The 19,497-nt window shown below is 54.0% G+C and carries 18 protein-coding genes, 1 tRNA gene and 1 riboswitch; of the genes, 5 read left to right on the top strand and 14 right to left on the bottom strand.

Translation table 11 applies throughout. The annotated features are described in order from the left end of the window. Window positions 1–62: 62 nt before the first annotated feature. The 4 genes from ilvN to lpxH form a co-directional block, all read right to left on the bottom strand. Entirely contained in the window at window positions 63–554 is a 492-nt protein-coding gene (gene ilvN, locus BG910_RS09180) for an acetolactate synthase small subunit (protein ID WP_089036576.1), read from the bottom strand. Further along, a complete protein-coding gene (gene ilvB / locus BG910_RS09175) occupies window positions 551–2,329 on the bottom strand; it encodes a biosynthetic-type acetolactate synthase large subunit (RefSeq protein WP_089036575.1) in 1,779 nt (592 codons plus the stop codon). The genes ilvN and ilvB overlap by 4 nt, the downstream gene beginning before the upstream one ends. Before the next feature lie 377 nt (window positions 2,330–2,706). Next, window positions 2,707–3,222, bottom strand: coding sequence for a DUF2059 domain-containing protein (locus BG910_RS09170; protein WP_089036574.1), 516 nt, complete (start codon window positions 3,220–3,222; stop codon window positions 2,707–2,709). 178 nt (window positions 3,223–3,400) lie between these two features. Continuing rightward, window positions 3,401–4,105 (bottom strand): UDP-2,3-diacylglucosamine diphosphatase, encoded by a 705-nt coding sequence (lpxH, locus tag BG910_RS09165; RefSeq protein ID WP_089036573.1) that lies wholly within the window; start codon window positions 4,103–4,105, stop codon window positions 3,401–3,403. 135 nt (window positions 4,106–4,240) lie between these two features. Here lpxH and BG910_RS09160 point away from each other — a divergent pair, with 135 nt between their 5' ends. Further along, window positions 4,241–4,528, top strand: a complete 288-nt coding sequence (locus BG910_RS09160) for a DUF1330 domain-containing protein (RefSeq protein WP_089036572.1) — start codon at window positions 4,241–4,243, stop codon at window positions 4,526–4,528. A 100-nt stretch (window positions 4,529–4,628) separates the two neighbouring features. Here the strand turns inward: BG910_RS09160 and aspS are convergent, their stop codons facing one another. The 4 genes from aspS to rpsT form a co-directional block, all read right to left on the bottom strand. Beyond that, complete coding sequence (aspS, locus tag BG910_RS09155; protein ID WP_089036571.1) at window positions 4,629–6,434, bottom strand: aspartate--tRNA ligase; 1,806 nt, start codon at window positions 6,432–6,434, stop codon at window positions 4,629–4,631. A gap of 106 nt (window positions 6,435–6,540) precedes the next feature. After that, window positions 6,541–7,227, bottom strand: a complete 687-nt coding sequence (locus BG910_RS09150) for a DUF502 domain-containing protein (protein WP_089036570.1) — start codon at window positions 7,225–7,227, stop codon at window positions 6,541–6,543. Between the two features lie 129 nt (window positions 7,228–7,356). Beyond that, entirely contained in the window at window positions 7,357–8,484 is a 1,128-nt protein-coding gene (locus BG910_RS09145; RefSeq protein ID WP_089036569.1) for a phospholipase A, read from the bottom strand. Window positions 8,485–8,700: 216 nt separating this feature from the next. Continuing rightward, on the bottom strand, window positions 8,701–8,964 hold the full coding sequence (gene rpsT / locus BG910_RS09140) for a 30S ribosomal protein S20 (RefSeq protein ID WP_089036568.1): 264 nt from the start codon (window positions 8,962–8,964) through the stop codon (window positions 8,701–8,703). A 243-nt stretch (window positions 8,965–9,207) separates the two neighbouring features. On the opposite strand from rpsT, the gene BG910_RS09135 reads away from it, so the two are divergent. Next, window positions 9,208–10,347 carry an extracellular solute-binding protein gene (locus BG910_RS09135; protein ID WP_089036567.1) on the top strand — a complete coding sequence of 380 codons (1,140 nt, stop codon included), beginning with the start codon at window positions 9,208–9,210 and terminating at the stop codon, window positions 10,345–10,347. 143 nt (window positions 10,348–10,490) lie between these two features. Here the strand turns inward: BG910_RS09135 and BG910_RS09130 are convergent, their stop codons facing one another. The 3 genes from BG910_RS09130 to gcvH all read right to left on the bottom strand — a co-directional run bounded on the left by BG910_RS09130 (window position 10,491) and on the right by gcvH (window position 12,325). Beyond that, window positions 10,491–11,048 carry a DNA-3-methyladenine glycosylase I gene (locus BG910_RS09130; RefSeq protein WP_089036566.1) on the bottom strand — a complete coding sequence of 186 codons (558 nt, stop codon included), beginning with the start codon at window positions 11,046–11,048 and terminating at the stop codon, window positions 10,491–10,493. A 3-nt stretch (window positions 11,049–11,051) separates the two neighbouring features. After that, window positions 11,052–11,753, bottom strand: coding sequence for an aspartate/glutamate racemase family protein (locus tag BG910_RS09125; protein WP_089036565.1), 702 nt, complete (start codon window positions 11,751–11,753; stop codon window positions 11,052–11,054). A gap of 185 nt (window positions 11,754–11,938) precedes the next feature. Then, window positions 11,939–12,325, bottom strand: coding sequence for a glycine cleavage system protein GcvH (gcvH, locus tag BG910_RS09120; RefSeq protein ID WP_408633801.1), 387 nt, complete (start codon window positions 12,323–12,325; stop codon window positions 11,939–11,941). A gap of 266 nt (window positions 12,326–12,591) precedes the next feature. Continuing rightward, window positions 12,592–12,689, bottom strand: a riboswitch (glycine riboswitch). A 238-nt stretch (window positions 12,690–12,927) separates the two neighbouring features. Here gcvH and BG910_RS09115 point away from each other — a divergent pair. After that, a complete protein-coding gene (locus BG910_RS09115) occupies window positions 12,928–13,410 on the top strand; it encodes an Lrp/AsnC family transcriptional regulator (RefSeq protein ID WP_089036564.1) in 483 nt (160 codons plus the stop codon). Window positions 13,411–13,511: 101 nt separating this feature from the next. On the opposite strand, the gene BG910_RS09110 is transcribed toward BG910_RS09115, so the two are convergent. Then, the gene (locus BG910_RS09110) at window positions 13,512–15,623 is read right to left on the bottom strand and encodes an AsmA family protein (RefSeq protein WP_089036563.1); all 2,112 of its coding nucleotides are present in this window, start codon (window positions 15,621–15,623) and stop codon (window positions 13,512–13,514) included. A gap of 173 nt (window positions 15,624–15,796) precedes the next feature. On the opposite strand from BG910_RS09110, the gene BG910_RS09105 reads away from it, so the two are divergent. Further along, window positions 15,797–16,675 (top strand): chorismate mutase, encoded by an 879-nt coding sequence (locus BG910_RS09105; protein ID WP_089036562.1) that lies wholly within the window; start codon window positions 15,797–15,799, stop codon window positions 16,673–16,675. A gap of 127 nt (window positions 16,676–16,802) precedes the next feature. Here BG910_RS09105 and BG910_RS09100 read toward each other — a convergent pair whose 3' ends face one another. Continuing rightward, window positions 16,803–17,660: a c-type cytochrome gene (locus tag BG910_RS09100; RefSeq protein ID WP_089036561.1), complete on the bottom strand. Its 858-nt coding sequence runs from the start codon at window positions 17,658–17,660 to the stop codon at window positions 16,803–16,805. Window positions 17,661–17,947: 287 nt separating this feature from the next. On the opposite strand from BG910_RS09100, the gene BG910_RS09095 reads away from it, so the two are divergent. Continuing rightward, window positions 17,948–18,023: transfer RNA gene (locus tag BG910_RS09095), tRNA-Arg, on the top strand. Window positions 18,024–18,188: 165 nt separating this feature from the next. On the opposite strand, the gene BG910_RS09090 is transcribed toward BG910_RS09095, so the two are convergent. After that, window positions 18,189–19,394 carry an amino acid aminotransferase gene (locus BG910_RS09090; protein WP_089036560.1) on the bottom strand — a complete coding sequence of 402 codons (1,206 nt, stop codon included), beginning with the start codon at window positions 19,392–19,394 and terminating at the stop codon, window positions 18,189–18,191. Between the last annotated feature and the right edge of the window lie 103 nt (window positions 19,395–19,497).

Here is a 19,497-nt window from a genome sequence, read left to right as displayed (position 1 = left end):
AGAGAGTTTTTCAGACGGCCTCAAGCGTGAAAACCCGTAAGGCCGTCTGAAAATGTTAAAAATCAAATCTTCAAAATCCGCTCGCCGCGTCCGATGCCCGCCGCACCGGTGCGCACGGTTTCGAGGATGACGGCTTTGCCGACGGTTTCGAGGAAGGAATCGAGTTTGTCGGAAGAACCTGTGATTTCAACGGTATAGCTCTTGTCGGTAACGTCCACGACATGACCACGGTAGATTTCGGTCAGGCGCAGGAACTCGTCGCGGTCTTTGCCTTGCGCGCGCAGTTTGACCAGCATCAGCTCGCGTTCGACAAAACGGCTTTCGTTCAAATCGACGACTTTCACAACCTCAACCAGCTTGTTGAGCTGCTTGGTAATCTGCTCGATAACGGTCGCATCGCCGTGGGTGACGATGGTCATGCGCGAAAGGGTTTTGTCTTCGGTCGCCGCAACCGCCAGCGAGTCGATGTTGTAGTCGCGCGCGGAAAACAGGCCGACCACGCGGCTCATCGCGCCCGATTCGTTTTCCATCAAAACGGATAAAATGTGTCTCATGGCACGCTCCTTGTGTCGTAATCACGGTCGTGAACGTCGTTGACGTCGCTGTCGGCTTTGGTCTCGCGCATATGCGCGGGCAGCACCATTTCGTCCAAGCCTTTGCCGTTGCCTACCATGGGGAACACGTTTTGTTTTTTGTCGGTAATAAAATCCAAAAATACCAGACGGTCTTTCTGATTGAGCGCCTCAAGCAGCGCACCTTCGACATCGGCGGGCTTGTCAACGCGGATACCGATATGGCCGTAAGCCTCGGCGAGTTTTACGAAATCGGGCAGCGAATCAAAATAGGTTTCCGACTCGCGGTTGCCATAGTAAAGCTCCTGCCATTGGCGGACCATACCCAGATAGCCGTTGTTGAGCGTTACCACGTTAATCGGGATATGGTACTGGAAACAGGTGGAAAGCTCTTGGATGTTCATCTGAATCGAACCTTCGCCCGTGATACAGAACACGTCCTGCTCCGGCGCGGCGAGTTTCGCGCCCATCGCATACGGCAGGCCGACGCCCATCGTGCCCAAGCCGCCGGAATTCAGCCATTGGCGCGGGCGTTCAAACGGATAATATTGCGCGGCAAACATTTGGTGTTGGCCGACATCGGAAGTGATAATCGCCGAATTGCCGGTTACTTCCGCCAGTTTCTGCACCACATACTGCGGCTTGATGATTTCGCTTTCGTTGTCAAACCACAAGCAGTTGCGACTGCGCCATTGCTCGATGCTGCGCCACCATTTGTCCAAATGCTCTCGCCCCGGCAGGGTTTCCTGCTTCTCGCAGATGCCGATCATCTCGGCCAACACGTTTTTCACGTCGCCGACAATCGGAACATCCACTTTCACGCGCTTGGCAATGCTGGACGGATCGATGTCGATGTGGATGATTTTTTTCGGTTTTTCCAAAAACTTCGACGGTACGGAAACCACGCGGTCGTCAAAACGCGCGCCCACAGCCAAAACCACATCCGCATTCTGCATCGCCAAATTGGCTTCGTAAGTGCCGTGCATACCGAGCATACCCAAAAACTGGCGGTCGCTCGAAGGATATGCGCCCAAACCCATCAGCGTGCCCACACAAGGCGCGCCGGTCAGGCGGACAAAATCAGTCAGCTGTTTGGCCGCATTGCCCAACACAATCCCGCCGCCGAAATACACGACCGGACGTTTGGCCGAAGCAAACATCTGCACCGCTTTCTTAATCTGCCCCACATGCCCCTGCGTCACCGGCTGGTAAGAGCGGATAAAGACGTCTTCCTGCGGATAGCTGAATTTCGCCATCGCCTGAGTCACGTCTTTCGGAACATCCACCACCACCGGACCGGGACGGCCGCTGGCAGCGATTTGGAAGGCTTTTTTAATGGTAACGGCCAGCTCGTTGATGTCGGTAACAAGGAAATTGTGTTTCACACACGGGCGGGAAATCCCCACCGTATCCACTTCCTGAAACGCATCCGTACCGATGGACGGTGTGCCCACCTGCCCCGTAATGACCACAATCGGAACCGAATCCGAATAAGCCGTGGCAATGCCCGTCAGCGCATTGGTCGCACCCGGCCCCGACGTAACAAGCGCCACGCCGACTTTGCCGCTGGTGCGCGCATAGGCATCGGCCGCATGAACGGCGGCCTGCTCGTGACGGGTCAGGATGTGCTTGAATTTATTGAGCTGGAAGATGGCGTCGTAGATTTCGAGAACCGCACCGCCCGGATAGCCGAAAACGTATTCCACGCCTTCCGCTTTGAGACTTTGTACAACGATTTGTGCACCGGATAACTGCATAACGACCTCTTTTATCCCGCGTCAAACCAAACAGACAGCCCGTCTCGCCACAGCACCTGTAATGCAAGCCCCTCGGGCAGCGGTTTAGGGTACGCGCTTCGGGGGGACACGGCGACAACCAAGCAGCCTGATTGATTCGAGGCTCAGAGTTTATCGGAGAAAGGAATTCCAACGATAACGCAAACGCTCCCATCAGGCAAGGCAAAACCTTGCATCTTTTAACATTGTTTACAATATTCTTTTTTTAGTTGTTGATTTTCAAAAAATAAATATCCGTAAAAATTACTTTTCCCCTCAATACCGGATTATTCATTATCCGCCCCGGACAAAACAGGCCGTCTGAAAAGTTTTCAGACGGCCTGTCGGACAAGAACTGGCTATTTTTTGTTTGGGCAAACGTCTTTGCCGCAGATAATGCGGTTGATTTCGCGGTTCATCGCCGGCTCTTTCTGCTGCCGGAAGGCTTGCATATTCTTCTGCATCATCGCCATCATCGGCTGCATGATGGCGTCCAAGTATTGCGGCATTTTCGCCATAATCGAGCGGCCGGTCGGCGATTCGTAAAACTTGGTCAGCGCATCGACTTCTTCCTGCGTGTACACTTTTTGGGTCGCGGCTATAGAAAGGTCGCGCAGCTCTTTACGTCCCTTTTTGTCGGTCATTGACTGAAGCGATTCCGTTAAATACCGTGTGACAACTTTGCGCACAGCGGTCTGTTTGTCGGCAGGAACGCCGGCCAGTTTGCTTTGTATTGCAGGCAAATCCATCATGGTTTCAGGCATTTTTTTGTTTGTATCGTCCATAAGTTTATCGAAACCCTGAACCTCAAACAGCCGCTCCACCGAGACCTTGCTTGCAGGTGCCGCCCATGCGCCGGGGATGGCAGCACACATCACGGCGGCTAAAATCCATTTGTTTTCATAAAGTTATTCCTTTCATTGATTGGCCGGGGCATGATAGCACGGGAACGGAGCACTGCTCCAATCAGGATGGGTAACGGTGTTTTTAAATATGTAAAGGCCGTCTGAAAATCCGGCTGCGCGCTGCAAGCGGATTTTCAGACGGCCTTCATCATTCCTCAAACCCGAATCCGTTTTCATCAAAGCGCAACACCGACGCCCTGTCCGCATGCCAATCGCCCAACACAATCCGTGTCAAACCGCCGTTTTCATGCACGGCCTGCCGGTGCGTATGGCCGTGAATCAGCAGCCTCACGCCGTATTGCGCCGCCGTTGCCGCCGTAAACTGCGGGTTCACATCCATAATTTCAGACGGCTTATACTGCTGGTCGCTCTTGCTCGCACGGCGGATTTTCCGCGCAATGTTCAACCGTAGCGAAAGCGGCAGCCGCAGAAACAACCCTTGCAGCCATTTGCAATGCACGATTTTGCGGAAACGCTGATAGCGCACATCATCTGTGCAAAGCGTATCGCCGTGACAAATCAAGGTTTTTTCGCCAAACAAATCAAGCAGATGATATTCCGGCAGCAGCTTCAGCCCCGCCCTTTCCGCAAAACGGCTGCCAATCAGAAAATCGCGGTTGCCGTGTACAAAAAAACATTCCACCCCCACATCAGCCGCCGCGCGTATGGCCGTCTGAACCGCATCAATCAGCTCCGACTGCTCGTCATCGCCCACCCAAAAATCAAACAAATCCCCCAAAATATAAACCGCCCGCGCCTGAAGCGCCCGTTCGCGCATAAAACGCAGAAACAGCGCCGTCAGCTCGGGGCGGGATTCGCTCAAATGTAAATCGGCAATGAAATAAACCGGCATGGGAAAGCCTTAAAAAAACAAGTCGCGCCATTATACCGTCAATCGCGTATAGGCAAGCGAAGGCCGTCTGAAAATTCAGACGGCCTTTTGTCATTACGATATAATGCCTGCAGTTTTCAAATCAAAAGGAATCCTATGTCCGCCTATGTTATTTTTCTACGCGACCAAATGCTCGACCAGTCCGAATATGACCGCTATTTACAACTGGCCGCACCATCCCTAACCAATTACAACGGCGAAATGCTGGTACTCAACGGTGCCATCCAAGCGCTTGAAGGCGCGCCTGCCGACGGCTCGGTCGTCATCAGATTTCCCGATATGGCCACCGCCCGCGCTTGGTACAACAGCCCCGAATACGCTCCCTACCGCGACATCCGCATTAACGCCACCATCGGCCGCGCGGTATTGGTTAACGGTTTGTAAAAGGAAAATCCGAAAACCGGCCATCCAAACCGGCTACCGTCAAAAAGGCCGTCTAAAAACCTGATTTTCGGTTTTTCAGACGGCCTTTGTTTCACAGCATTTACTCTTTGTTTTCAGTTGCCTTAGCACGCAGACGCAGGCTGAGTTCGCGCAGTTGTTTGTCGTCCACCGCGTTCGGCGCGTTGGTCAGCAGGCATTGGGCACGCTGGGTTTTCGGGAAAGCGATGACGTCGCGAATGGATTCCGCACCGGTCATCAGCGTTACCAAACGGTCGAGACCGAAGGCCAGGCCGCCGTGCGGAGGTGCGCCGAATTTGAGATTGTCGAGCAGGAAGCCGAATTTTTCCTGCTGCTCTTCGGGCGTGATTTTCAGCGCGGCGAACACTTTTTCCTGCACGTCGGCACGGTGGATACGGATGGAGCCGCCGCCGATTTCCCAGCCGTTGAGCACCATGTCGTAGGCGCGGGCAAGGCAGTTTTCGGGGTCGCTTTCCATCAGGTCTTCATGGCCGGGTTTGGGCGAGGTAAAGGGGTGGTGCATGGCGGCGTAGCGGTCGTTTTCTTCGTCGTATTCGAACATCGGGAAATCGACGACCCACAGCGGGCGCCATTCGTCAACGAAGTAGCCGTCGGCCGCGCCGTGCTCGTGGCCGATTTTGATGCGCAGGGCACCGATGGCTTCGTTCACGACTTTGGCTTTGTCTGCGCCGAAGAAGATGATGTCGCCGTTTTGTGCGCCGGTTTGCTCAATGATGGCTTTCAGACAGGCCTCAGACAGGAATTTGACGATGGGCGACTGCAGGCCGCTGTCTTCGCCGTTGGAAAGGTTGCTCACGTCGTTCACTTTGATATAAGCCAAGCCTTTGGCGCCGTAGATACCGACGAATTTGGTGTATTCGTCGATGTCTTTGCGCGACAGTTTGGCCCCGTTCGGTACGCGCAGGGCGACGACGCGGCCGCCTTTCATGTCGGCGGCGGCGCGGAAGACTTTGAATTCTTCCGTTTTCATCAAGTCGGTCAACTCAGTAAATTTCAGCGACACGCGCATATCGGGTTTGTCGGAACCATAGTAGAACATGGCTTCGGCAAACGGCATACGCGGGAAGTCGCCCAAATCCACGCCCAACGCGTCTTTGAACACTTTTTTGGCCATGCCTTCGGTGATGTCCATGATTTCGTCTTCGTTCAAAAACGAAGTTTCCAAGTCGATCTGGGTAAATTCGGGCTGGCGGTCGGCGCGCAAATCTTCGTCGCGGAAGCATTTGGTGATTTGGTAGTAGCGGTCGAAACCGGCCACCATCAGCAGTTGCTTAAACAACTGCGGCGACTGCGGCAGCGCGAAAAATTCGCCCGGATGCACGCGGCTGGGTACGAGGTAGTCGCGCGCGCCTTCGGGGGTGGAACGGGTCAGCATCGGCGTTTCGATGTCGATAAAGCCCTGCGCGTCGAGGTAGCGGCGCACGCCCATCGCCACTTGGTAGCGCAGTTTCAGATTGCGCTGCATCACAGGACGGCGCAGGTCGATGACGCGGTTTTGCAGGCGCACGTTTTCGCTGAGGTTTTCATCGTCGATTTGGAACGGCGGCGTTGCGGCGGTGTTCAATACTTCGATTTCTTTGGCCAGAATTTCGATTTTGCCGGAAATCATTTTGTCGTTGGTGGTGCCTTCGGGGCGGTTGCGCACGCGGCCGGTAATGCTCAAAACGTATTCGTTGCGGGCGGAATCGGCCGTCTGAAAAGCCTCGGGGGTATCGGGGTCGATAACGACTTGCACGATGCCTTCGCGGTCACGCAGGTCGATGAAAATCACCCCGCCGTGGTCGCGGCGGCGGTGCACCCAGCCTTTGACGGTAACGGTTTGGTCTAAGTATTGCTCGCTGATTAAGCCGCAGTAGTTGGTACGCATAAAATCACCTTTTGTGTTTGATTCACTATATATATTTTGTTAACGGTTGAGGCCGTCTGAATACTTCGGCTGCGCTTCAGCAACCGTTTTTCAGACGGCCTGAATGTCAATGGTCAGACGGCCTGCCCTCGGGCAGGGCTTTCGGGGCGTGTTCGTCGGGCATCACCATGCCCAGCGAAATCACATATTTCAAGGCTTCGTCCACGCTCATGTCCAGCTCGCGCACGTCGCTCTTCTTCACCATGATGTAGTAGCCGCCGGTGGGGTTGGGCGTGGTCGGGACGTAAACGGAAATGTATCCTTCGCTGCTGTTTTGAGCCAAGCCTTGCTGAACGGCGGGCGGAATGCTGCCGGAAACGAAGGCAATCGTCCAAATATCCGGCTGCGGAAACGGCACGAGTACGGGCGTTTTGAAGGAACGGCTGCTGTCGGAAAGCAGAGATTCGGATACTTTTTTCACGCTGGAATAAATGGATTTCACCACGGGAATCCGCCCCAAGAGGCCGTCCCAAGCCTGAATAATCCGCTTGCCCAATACGTTTGCGCCAAACAGGCCGGTCACAAACAATACCACTACCGCGACAATCACGCCCAAGCCGGGAATGTTGAAACCCAAAGAGTTTTTGGGCTGCCACTTGACGGGCAGCAAATTGATGAGCTGGTCGGAAGCCGACACGATGTAGGTAATCACCCAAATGGTAACGGCAATCGGCAGCCATACCAAAACGCCGGTAATCAGATATTTTTTCAATGCCTTAGCGAATTTTCCGCTCTCGGCCGGTTTTTCTGCCATCAGTATTCCTATGTAGGGTTTGTTTGCCGCAAACGCGCCATTATACGCGCGATTGCGCTGAACGGCAGCGGATATTTTCAGACGGCCTGCGGGGTAAAAACGGTTTGAGGCCGCCTGAAAAAAACAGCGTCAGATGCCGTCCCAATCGTTAAACATCAGACCGACGCCGATGCCGTTTTGCTTGTGGTTGTAGTCGATCAGGCTCTCGCCGTAGCCGTGGAAACCGCGCACGACGCCTTTGAGTTTGCCTTTAATCGGGAACGTATAAGCCGCCTCAACCGCGCCGCGCCCGGATTTGGGGTTGTAGCGCAACACGGAATAGACGTTTTGTTTGTCGTTCAAACGGTATTGGACTTTCAAATCGCCGTAACCGAGGTATTTTTTAATATCGGGATTGTCGTCTTCGTCGCCGCTTTGGTCAAACGCCCGCATCCATACACGCGGAATCAGAGTCAGCTTGCCCCATTCCATGCCTGCCATGGCGTAAGCACGGTTCCACGAACGCGATTCGGGGCAGCTCTGGCCGTTGGACTGATGCACGAACCCCGCGCCGACCATGCGCAGTTTGCCGCCGAACGGCAAATCGGCTTTCACGGGCTGGGTCAGGAAGATTTCGGGTTCGTAATCGGTATTGCGGAACGGCGCGGATTTGCGCCCCTGATTGTAAATCTGCCAATCGGATTTCTGCGTGTAGCCGAACCACAAATCGGCGCGGGTGTTAAACAGATCTTCCATCAGCTTGCTTTTAAACGACACCTGCATTTTGGCTTCGGCGCGTTTCTGCTCGCCGAATTTCTCCTGCGTCGTGATGCCGCGCGTCGGCGATTCGGGCGTGTAATTCGGGCTGCTGTTGTACCACACGGGCAAAAGATACATCGGATTGTGTTCGCGCACGGTCAAAAGGCCGCGGGCATCGTTCTGATCCAAATCGTACATCACGCTCAAGGGCGTATAAGCCTCTGCCGCGGCCTGCAATTCCGATTCCGAAACGGCCGGCTGCTCAAACACCACCGCCACTTCTTTTTTCTTGCGGCTGGCGTTGACCGTTTCCTTCAAGTCAACCGATTTGGGCGCAGCTTTTTCCGCCTGCGCAATCGGCTTTTGCGGCGGAAGCTGCGCCGAATGGATACGGTCGTAACAGGCCAGACGCAAGGCGTTGTCCTGAATCGCCGTACACTGCAAAGCATCCGCAGCCTGCACAGCCGGCAAAACGGCGGCCAAACCCGCACCCAACAGCAGATAATGTTTCAACATCATAAAGTTACCATTTCCAAATCACTTTTCAGACGGCCTTACATTATAAAGTCAAAGGCCGTCTGAAAAAAGAACGGCGCCCGTTTGGCGGAACAATCCGGCATCGGTTTGCCACATTTCAGACAAACCGATGCCCCCGCACACCGCATGGTTATCGGCATCGGGGGCACAGTCGGGATTACGGCAGCTCGGCTGTTTCGACCGAACCGCAGCAAAACATTAAGCCAGAGCTTTCACTTTGGCAGACAGACGGCTCTTATGGCGGGCTGCTTTATTTTTGTGGTAAACGCCTTTATCGGCGATGCGGTCGATGACTTTAACCGAATCTTTGTAAACTGCCTGAGCAGCGGCTTTGTCGCCGGCTTCCACGGCTTTCAATACTTTTTTCACTGCGGTGCGGAATGCAGTACGCAAGCTTGCGTTGTGGGCTCGTTGTTTAACCGACTGGCGGGCACGTTTGCGGGCTTGTGCGCTGTTTGCCATTGAATATCTCCTGAAAATAAACGGAATTTGTAAACGTGCAATTTTAAAGACTAATCCCTTTATGCGCAAGCATTTTATCCGCACCGTGCCAAACCGCCCGCACCGCGCCGTCTGCGCCGCATTTCCAATATCGCTTTGATTTTTATCAGACTTACATTACAATAGCCCCGCACCGCGCCGGGGTATTGATGGGGCGCAGGTGTTTTCATTTTCAAACAACCTTTCATCAGGAAACCAACCCGTATGAAAAAATCCGTATTAGCCGTTTTGGCCGCGCTGGCGCTTGCCGCCTGCGGCGGTGGCGACAAATCCGCACAACCTCAAGCAGCCGCCGACAACGCGCCTGCTGCCAATGCGCCCGCTACCGACGCCTTAAACATCTACAACTGGTCAAACTACGTTGACGAAAGCACCGTCGAAGACTTCAAAAAAACCAACAAATTAAAGCTGACCTACGATTTGTATGAAAACAACGAAACGCTCGAAGCCAAAATGCTGACCGGCAAATCCGGCTACGACCTCGTTGTACCCGGCATCGCCTTTCTGCCGCGCCAAATCGAAGCCGGCGCGTATCAGAAAATCAATAAAGACCTGATTCCGAACTATAAAAACATCGATCCCGAGCTTTTGAAAATGCTCGAAACCTCCGACCCGGGCAACCAATACGCCGTACCCTACTTCTCCGGCGTAAACACCTTGGCCATCACCGCCAAAGGCAGAGAAATCCTCGGCGGCAAACTGCCTGAAAACGGCTGGGATTTGCTGTTCAAACCCGAATACACCAGCAAGCTGAAATCCTGCGGCATCGCGCTGTGGGACACGCCGTCTGAAATGTTCCCGATTGTGCTGAACTACTTGGGCAAAGACCCTAAAGGCACCAATAAAGACGACATCAAAGCAGCAGCCGAAGTATTGAAAGCCGTGCGTCCTGACGTGAAACGCTTCAGTCCGTCTGTGATTGACGAGCTGGCACGCGGCGACATCTGTCTGGCGGCAGGTAACGGCGGCGATTTGAACTTGGCAAAAGCGCGTTCGGAAGAAGTGAAAAACAACGTCGGCATCGAAGTATTGACGCCGAAAGGCATGGGCTTCTGGATTGAATCCTGGCTGATTCCGGCCGACGCGAAAAACGTCGCCAACGCCCATAAATACATCAACTACACCCTCGACCCCGAAATCGCCGCGAAAAACGGTGCCGCCGTAACCTTCGCCCCCGCCAGCCTGCCGGCACGCGAAAAAATGGACAAAAAACTGGTCGAAACCCGTTCCATCTTCCCGACTGCGGAAGACATGAAAAACGGTTTTGTGATGCCGCAAATGAGCGCCGACGCCAAACGCCTGACCGTCAATCTGTGGCAGAAAATCAAAGTGGGTTCGAAATAATCGGAGCCGTTTGAAAATAAGCGTTTGAAAGCATGACAAAGGCCGTCTGAATTTTTTCAGACGGCCTTTTTGGCCGTTTATCGGAATAGGTTTTAGCAACCGGTTGAAAGGAGGTTACAAAATTCGAAGGGCCCATACAAGTTTCAGACGGCCTCAGCCCATTTCGGCTTCAGCGCCATCACTTCGGCAAACACGGAGCAATCCTCGCTGTGCGCACCCGGAAGATAGCCTGTGCTCATCAGAAATTCGCCGACGATTTCGCCGCCGACAAATTTGAAATGCTTTTTAAACAGCTTTACCCAGTCCGCCTTTTTGCGCGGGTGATGGGCGTCAAGCCAGTTTTCAAACGAACCATATTGCGCTTGGATTTCAAGGATTTGCCGCGCGTTGTAAATCGCAGCGTCGATTTTCAGGCGGTTGCGGATGATGCCCGCGTCGGCGAGCAGGCGTTCGCGGTCGGCGTCGTCAAACGCGGCGACTTTTGCGATGTCGAAACCGCAATAGGCCGCCTGAAACGCGGCCTCTTTCTTCAAAATCGTCAGCCAGCTCAAACCCGCCTGATTGATTTCCAGCACCAGCCGCCCGAAAAGCGCGTTGTCGTCGTGAATCGGAAAACCGTAGGCGCGGTCGTGGTAGGCTTTGTTGGGGTTGTCGGTGTCGTCGGGCAGCGCGGCACAAAAGGCGCAGTATGTGGAACTCATTTTTCAGACGGCCCCATCGTTCAGGGCAAAATCCACCGCCGCAAGCGCGTGGATTTCGGCACTGTCAAACACAGGCAGCGGGCAGTCCGCCGCATCGACCAGGAGGCCGATTTCGGTGCAGCCGAGAATCACGCCTTCCGCACCCTGTTTTTTCAAATCTTCAATTGTTTGATAATAATAGGTTTTTGACGCGGCGGAAATTTTGTTGAGGCAGAGCTCTTCAAAAATGATGCGGTGGATTTCGTTTTGTACGTTTTCAGACGGCACAGGCGTTTCCACGCCCGCCTCCGCCATGCGCGCCGTGTAAAAACCGTCGCTCATGGTAAATTTCGTACCCAACAGCCCGACCTTGCCGAAGCCGCGTTTCTTCACCGCATCAGCGGTGGCATCGACAATATGGATGAGCGGAACGCGTACCGCCGCTTCGATAAACGGCGCGACTTTGTGCATGGTATTGGTCGCCAAAACCAGAGCCTCCGCACCGATGCTTTCGAGCTTTTGCGCACTCTGTGCCAATGCCTTACCCGCCTCGTCCCACGCACCCTTTCGCTGCATGGCGGCGATGGTTTCAAAATCGACGCTGTGCATCACAATATCCGCGCTACGGTTGCCGCCCAATCGGCGGTTGGTTTCGCGGTTGATGGTTTGGTAATACAGCACGGTGCTTTCGGGGCTCATACCGCCGATGATACCGATGGTTTTCATGTTTTTCCTTTCTTTTTTCAGACGGCATTCGTATCCTGCTGTAAAGCAGGATGCCACCCTGTAAATGTCTGCGGCAACAGCAGTTCAAATATTTCCGCAAAACCCCTCTGACCAAAACAAAGGCCGTCTGAAAACCGCACACACACGTTTTCAGACGGCCTTTATCCGTATCGCTCCATACAGCCTCAGCCTATTTGAACGGCATATTGATCCGCAGTCAGAAAGCTGTCCAAAGCGGCTGGATCAGCCGGGAGGATTTTGAAAAACCAGCCCGCACCATAGGGATCGCTGTTGACGGTTTCGGGCGCGGTGGCCAAATCATCGTTGACAGCGGTAATCCGGCCGGCAACCGGCGTATGGATGTCGGAAGCGGATTTGACCGACTCGACCACGCCGGTCTGCGCGCCGGCGGCAAAATCTGTTCCCGCATCAGGCAGTTCGACAAAGACAATATCACCCAGCATTTCCTGGGCGTGATGGGTAATGCCGACGGTCAGCGTACCGTCTGCTTCGGCGCGCAGCCAGGTATGGGCCGGGGTGTAGCAGAGGGATTCGGGAACAGGATTCATGATGGAAATTCTTTCGGGAGGATATTTTTCAGACGGCATACCGGTATAAATAAAGCCGTCTGAAAAAGGCGGATTCGTTTGGTTTAGATGCGACGGGCTGCTTATTGCATTTGCACGACGCTGCGGCAGGAAACCCTATCTGTCCTTGAACCTGAGATTTTCGGCACACGGCGCGGCCTGCCAGCCGCATTTTCCGCATCCGCATGGTGGTGCGGCGCCTTCTCCCCTTCGGTGGATCTGTAAAAACAGACCGCTCTCCAGATTTTTTATTGCAGCGTGCAGTCCCTGATGCCTGAGCGATTTAAGGGCGTCTGCGCCTTCGGCGGCCGCACCGTAGCCGGATGCGGCACTCTCCTGCACACGTTAGGATTATGGCGGGAAACGCCGGTTTGGGCAAGATTGCCGTCGGTTTTAAAAAAACTATCGGGAATTCGCAGAGGATAGCACAATAAAATTATAGGAAATAAAACCTGTGCTTTAACACAGATTATGTTGGCAAATTAAAACTTACGGCACTATTGTATGTTAAGTTTAATCAAGATAAAATCGTTACCAGACCCTGAAACAAAACCGTTCCCATTCCAACCGAGGCAAGGAATCCCGACATGGCGCAACTTATCTTAGACAAAACCGACATCAAAATCCTGCAGGTTTTACAGGAAAACGGCCGACTGACCAACGTCGAACTGTCCGAACGCGTCGCTCTGTCGCCCTCGCCCTGTCTGCGCCGCCTCAAGCAGCTTGAAGACGACGGCATTATCCGCCAATATGCCGCCCTGCTCTCGCCCGCCAAAGTCGATTTGGATTTACAGGCGTTTATCCGCGTTTCCATCGACAAGGCAAAATCTGCCCGCGAGGCTTTTTCCGAATCCGTGCAAACCTGGCCGGAAGTATTAAGCTGCTTCGCACTGACTGGCGAAACCGACTACCTCTTGCACGCCTTTTTTACCGACATGGGCGCGTTTTCCCATTTTGTACTCGACACCCTGCTCTCCCACCCCGGCGTGCAAGACGCGCAATCGAGTTTCGTTTTGAAAGAAATCAAAAACACTACCGCTCTGCCGCTTACGCATCTGCAACCTGATTAAACAGTCTCAAACATATTTTCAGACAATCCGAGCGTTCTGAAAATATTCGAGGCCGTCTGAAAATCGTTTCAGACGGCCTGCAATCATAATAAATATACCGGCTAATCCGGCATCAATCGCTGCCATTGTTCGCGCAAGGTGTCTTCCAGCGCTTTGCGCCGCTCTTTGCGGGTGTTCAAACCGTCGGTCAGACGTTGGTAATCCAGCGTAACGGAGGGATTGGAAACCGCACCGCTTATTTTGAGCGGAACGGGCTTGGCTTTCGGATTGCGGGCATCGTAAATCATCAATTCCTCTTCCAAGGTCTGCTTGTTCAAATCCGTATAGCCTTGGCTGGTTACGCGCAGGCTCGGGGAAAGCAGTTCGGTGTTCAGATGGTAGCTGACGCCGTTTTCAATCAGGCTGTTGAGCGCGAAGCGTTGGAACGGCGTTTGCGCGGTTTGGCCGCTTTGGCTTTGCTTGCCGACATTGCCGCTTTGCAGGATGTTGTCGATGTCGATGCCGTGCCATGCGCCGTTGACGACGTTGATGCCCAGCGTGCCGGTCAGGGCTTCGGTCAGGCTTTTGCGGTCGCTGCCTTTGGTGGCGACGTCAATCACGGCATTGCCGCTGCCGCTGATGCTGCGGAAACCGAACAAATCTTCCAAAAGCGGCCGAATCTGCACGCCTTGCGCGTTTTGCTGCAAACGGTAGGAAACAGGCGTGGTATTGGTCATGCTGACACCGCCCTCGGTGTGCCCGCCGTACAGACCGGCTTTGAAATTGCTGAGCAGGATGTGTTGGCAGTTGGCGATCAGGCCGGTTTCCACGTTGTCCAGCTGCAAGCCGGGTGCTTGTATTTGATCGATTTTAAGCTGGGCGGCGATTTCCGGCATACCTTTGCTGGTCAGGAATTTGGGATAAATGCTGTCGGAACGCTGTTGGATGTCTTTCCAATAGGAATCGAGCGACAGGCGGCGCAAGCCGATGCCGGCTTCCAAACGCCCTGCTTTTCCGGCTTGGGCGGCGTATTTGATGTTGAACGCGGCAGGCTGGCGGTCGAACGAGCCGCTGAGTTTGGCCTGCCAGTTATTCCAATCTTGCATGACAAAACTGCCCGACAAGGCGCTGATAAAACGCGGCTGCGATGATTGCGCGATGGAATCTTGCAGGGAAGTAAACTGAAGGTTGTCCGCCTGAAGGCCGGTGCTCTGACGCCACACCAGCGGCCCTTGCGCGGTAAAGTGGGTCTGCATAGTGTCGCTTCGGTGGCTGGCTTTGATTTCCACGCCGTCGAGCGCGGCAATGGTGGTGTAGAGGCTGGCTTTATCGACAATCACTGAACCGTCCCACTGATTACCCTTTTCACCGGCAGTAAACGCGCTGCTGAGAGAATTAATGCTAACCGCGTTGTTACGCAACACCAAACGTGGAATCTGCGTGCTTAAGTGCAGATTTTGATAAGAACTATCCGTTTGCAAACTTAAGCCAACTGCTTGAATAATATTGGTTTTAGTTTGCCACTCAAGTGCGCTGTCGGCCATTATTTTGACGGTTTCGTCTTTCAGACGGCCTTCCGCTTCCAAATGTATGACGGGAATTTTCCAACTGCTGCCGACCGGATTGAGAAAACCCGCACCGTGCCATTTCAACGGACTGCCCTGATAATCGCTGACTCCGCTGATTTCAAATCTACGGCTGCCTTTTTCAGGCGCATCAATATGTAAACCAAATTGTTCTATCCGATATTCGTCCTGCAAAAGACGCAAACGCAGATGACTGTCTTCCACAATCACGCGGCGCGGCCGGGCAGCCGGGCTTTCTTTGCGCCACAAATCCTGTAAATTCCATTGACCATTGGCAGACTGCTCAAGCGAAGTATTCACACCGACCAACACCCATTTTTCAATCACGGGCTGCTGCCACAGGCTTTCCCAAGCCAAACCGATGCGGGTTTCCTTGACTTCGATGGCGGTTTGGCTGCTGCCGGGTTGGGAGACGGTCAGATTTTTCAGGGTAAAAGTCGGGCGCGGAAACCAGCTGCGTTTGATGTCTTGGTCGAAACGGATGGTGCGGCGGGTATCTTGGAGGGCAGAATCGGCGAAACGCTGGATGCGCTCGGCCGTGAAGAAGTGGTAAACCGAGGCATACAGGCCGGCCAGTACCAACAAAGATACCAGCGTACTGAAAAAGACGAATTTCAGCCAGAATTTACCTGATTGCAGACGGTTCATGACAAATGATGCTAAATAAACGGTTTCAAAGTATAACACAGGCCGTCTGAAAAACTGTTGCATTCTTTCACACAAAAATCCGCACGGAATAAATTTTACAACACCCGCCGAAAGGCCGTCTGAAAAGCAGAATGTGGTAACATCGGCAAACCATCTTCTTTAAGGAGTGCACGATGATCATCATCATGCAAAAACAGGCCGGCGAAGCGGCGGTAGCCCGCGTAACCGAATTCATCCGCAGCAAAGGCTTGCAGGAACACATTTCGCAAGGAGAAGAGCGCACCATCATCGGTGCCGTGGGCGACGAGCGCGTTTTCCTGCCCAACGAATTGGAAAATCTGCCCGAAGTCGAGCGCGTCGTACGCGTGTTGAACGCATGGAAAACCATCAGCCGAGAAACGCAGGCCGAAAGCAGCGTCATTCATGTGCGCGGCGTGGCGTTCGGAGGCGCAAAAATGCTGGATATTACGTCCAAACCTGAAAACGCCAAACACGCCGACGCCGTATTTCTCGACCCGTTTTACCTCTCCGCCCGCCCCTACGCCGAAGTCGATACCGGCAGCGAAAAACAGCAAATCCAAACCATGCAGGCCGAACTTGCCCGCCTGCACGAATCCGGCCGTCCCGCCCTCGTCCGCATCCGCGACGTGCGCCAGATTGAATCCGCGCTGGCTGCCGAAGCCGACATCCTCTACCTCGGCGGCGAACTGATGGCCAACCGCGTTCTGCAAGACGAAGTAGGCCGTCTGAACACCCCCGTCGTCTTGTGCAAAGACAAACACCACCGCGTTGACGACTGGCTGGCCGCCGCCGAACACATCGCCCGCCGCGGCAACCGTTTGGTTATCCTCGGCGAAGCCGGCACGCTCAGTTTCGAGCCGGAACACGTTTACCGCCTGGATGTCGATGCCGTCGTCAGGGTACACAAAGAAACCTACCTGCCCGTTATCACCAACATCACGCAGCTTTGGCACAACGATATGCCGCAGGAAATCCTCTACCGTCTGGCGGCTGCAGCCGGTGTAAACGGCGTAATCAGCAGTTTGGGTTAAACTTTTGATCTGAATTTTAGGTTCCTGGTTTCATGAATTTGAGGCCGTCTGAAAATTTCAGACGGCCTCCATCAATAAAAACGCACCGTGTACGGTGCGTTTTTCTATCTGTATCAACGGTTCCGACTTAGAATTTACCGCCGGACTGGTTAGCCATGTAATCCACAGCTGCTTTAACATCATCATCACTCAGGCTGATGTTGCCGCCTTTGGCCGGCATCGCGTTGAAGCCTTCCAGCGCGCTCTTATACAGTGCTTCTTTGCCTTTTTTGATGCGCGGCGCCCATTCTGCTTTATTGGTTACATGCGGAATACCGGGAATTGCGGAATTTGCGCCGTGGCAGGCTGCGCAGTTGGCTTCGAATACGGCTTTACCGTCTGCACCGCCGGCAGCAGGCGCAGCGGCTGCGGCGGAACCTGAAGCGGCGGCAGGTGCGTCACCGGAAGCTGCGTCTGATGCGGCAGCGGGAGCTGCACCCGAAGCGGCGGCAGGAACTGCGCCTGCGGTGTCAGGATCGGGAAAATTACCGCCGGCTTGGTTGGCCATATAGGTAATCACGCGCTTGAGCTCTTGGTCGGTCAGGTCAGCCGCACCGCCTTTCGCCGGCATTGCGTTAAAACCGTTCAAAGCGTGTTGGAACAAAGTGTCGAAACCTTGTGCGATACGCGGCGCCCAATCGCCGCTGTTACCCAGTTTTGGAGCATTCGGAACAATGCTGTCGGCAGCGTGACATTGGATACAGATTTTTTGGAAAATCGCCTCGCCTTTGCGTTCGCCGACGGGAATGCCGTCGCCCAGCGTCAGTTGGCCGCTCGGCTGGATACGGGTTTCGGTTGCGGTTGCGGTGGTTTGGTCGACGTCGGCACGCGAGCCGCTGCCGGCCAGTTTGATCAGGAAGAATACGACTGCGATCAGGATAACGATACCGCTCACAAGGGTAAACAGTGCCGAGCCTCGGGCTTTGAGATTGCTGGGTTGTTTCATTTGGTAGGCCTCGCCGTTAGGTTAGGTTGTGCTTGACTGGGTTATAGTTTGTTTGTTAATTACAGTTAACAATATTTTGCTGGATTATACTGAAATCGCCCGTGCTTTCCAATCGCTGCGGGCGCGATTACGTTAAAAAAACTGTAAAGCAGGCTGCCGATCCTGCCTAGCCTGCTGTTAATTAAAGGTTTTTTAAACGACATGAGATGTTGCCGCGTGTAGTCTGCGCCGTCTTTCGGGAAATACTTTGCCAACTCGGGCATTTTGCGCTAATCTTACGCCCCTATGCACCCATAGCTCAGTTGGAAGAGCGTCAGTTTCCGAAGCTGGAGGCCACAGGTTCGATCCCTGTTGGGTGCGCCAAATTTCAATTATCTAAGAGGCCGTCTGAAAAGAGAAGATTTTTCAGACGGCCTTTTGATTTACTTCAAACTATAGCGAAATAAAAATAAAATAAGAAAGATACAAGGCGGCAAGGCGCAGACAGTACAAGTAGTACGGCAAGCCGCAGCCAACGAAGTAGATTTTTTATTTTAATTCGCTATATTTCAAGATTTCGGCAAACGCATCCGCAACATACTCAATATTGGACGGATTCAGCCCTGCCACGCACATCCTGCCCGATTCCACCAAATAAACCGCGTATTCTTCGCGCAGGCGCACAACCTGCTCCGCTGTCAACCCTGTGTAGCTGAACATTCCGCGCTGTTTGACGAAATAGCTGAAATCGCGCCCCGGCAGCCGCGCCGACAACACGTCAAACAGCCGCTGCCGCATTTCACGGATACGGTCGCGCATCGCATAAACCTCGTTTTGCCACAAAGCCAGACGCTGCGGATCGTTCATCACCTCCGCCGCGATTTGCGCACCGTGTGCGGGCGGGCTGGAATAAATGCGGCGCACGGTAAATTTCAACTGGCCGAACACCAGCTCCGCCTCCTCCGCACTCGGGCAGACTACGCTCAAACCGCCCACGCGCTCGCCGTAGAGCGACAGATTTTTGGAAAACGAATTGCTTACAAACAGCGGCAACCCCATTTCCACCGCCTTGCGGATGGCGTAGGCATCGCTGTCCAAATCGCCTCCGAAACCCTGATACGCGATGTCCATAAACGGAATCAGGCCGCGTTTTGCGATAACTTCCAGAACTTCATCCCACTGCGCTTCGCTCAAATCCGCGCCCGTAGGATTGTGGCAGCACGGATGCAGAACCAACACGCTGTTGCGCGGCAGCGTTTCAAAAAACGCCTTCATTTCCGCAAATTTCACGCCTACCGACGCCGCATCGTAATAAGGATAAACGCCGACCTCAAAACCTGCGCCCTCGAAAATGCTGCGGTGGTTGTCCCAAGTCGGATCGCTCACATACACCTTCGCATCGGGAAACCAGCGATGGATAAAGTCCGCACCCACCTTCAACGCGCCCGAACCGCCCAGCGTCTGCACCGTCGCGATCCGCCCTTCCGCCAGCGCCGCGCTGTCCGCACCGAACAACAATTTCTGCACCGCGCTGCGGTAGGCCGCCAAGCCCTCCATCGGCAGATACGGACAAGGCCGCGCCGCCGCAAACTCCGCCTGCACCTGCGCCACCGATTCGAGTACCGGCATTTTGCCCGTTTCGTCAAAATAAATGCCGATGCCCAAATTCACCTTATGCGCACGGCTGTCGCGGTTGTACACTTCGACCAACCCCAAAATCGGGTCGCCCGGATAATATTCGATGTGGCGGTACATGGTTTGTCCTTCCCTAGAAACCGGTAAAAATCGAGCTTATTTTGGCACAAACGAAAATTGTTGACAATTTGAGATAAGGCCGTCTGAAAACCCCGCGCCGCGC

The sequence above is a fragment of the Neisseria chenwenguii genome (assembly GCF_002216145.1).
Classification (GTDB): domain Bacteria; phylum Pseudomonadota; class Gammaproteobacteria; order Burkholderiales; family Neisseriaceae; genus Neisseria; species Neisseria chenwenguii.
This window is presented reverse-complemented; position numbering and strand designations above follow the sequence as displayed.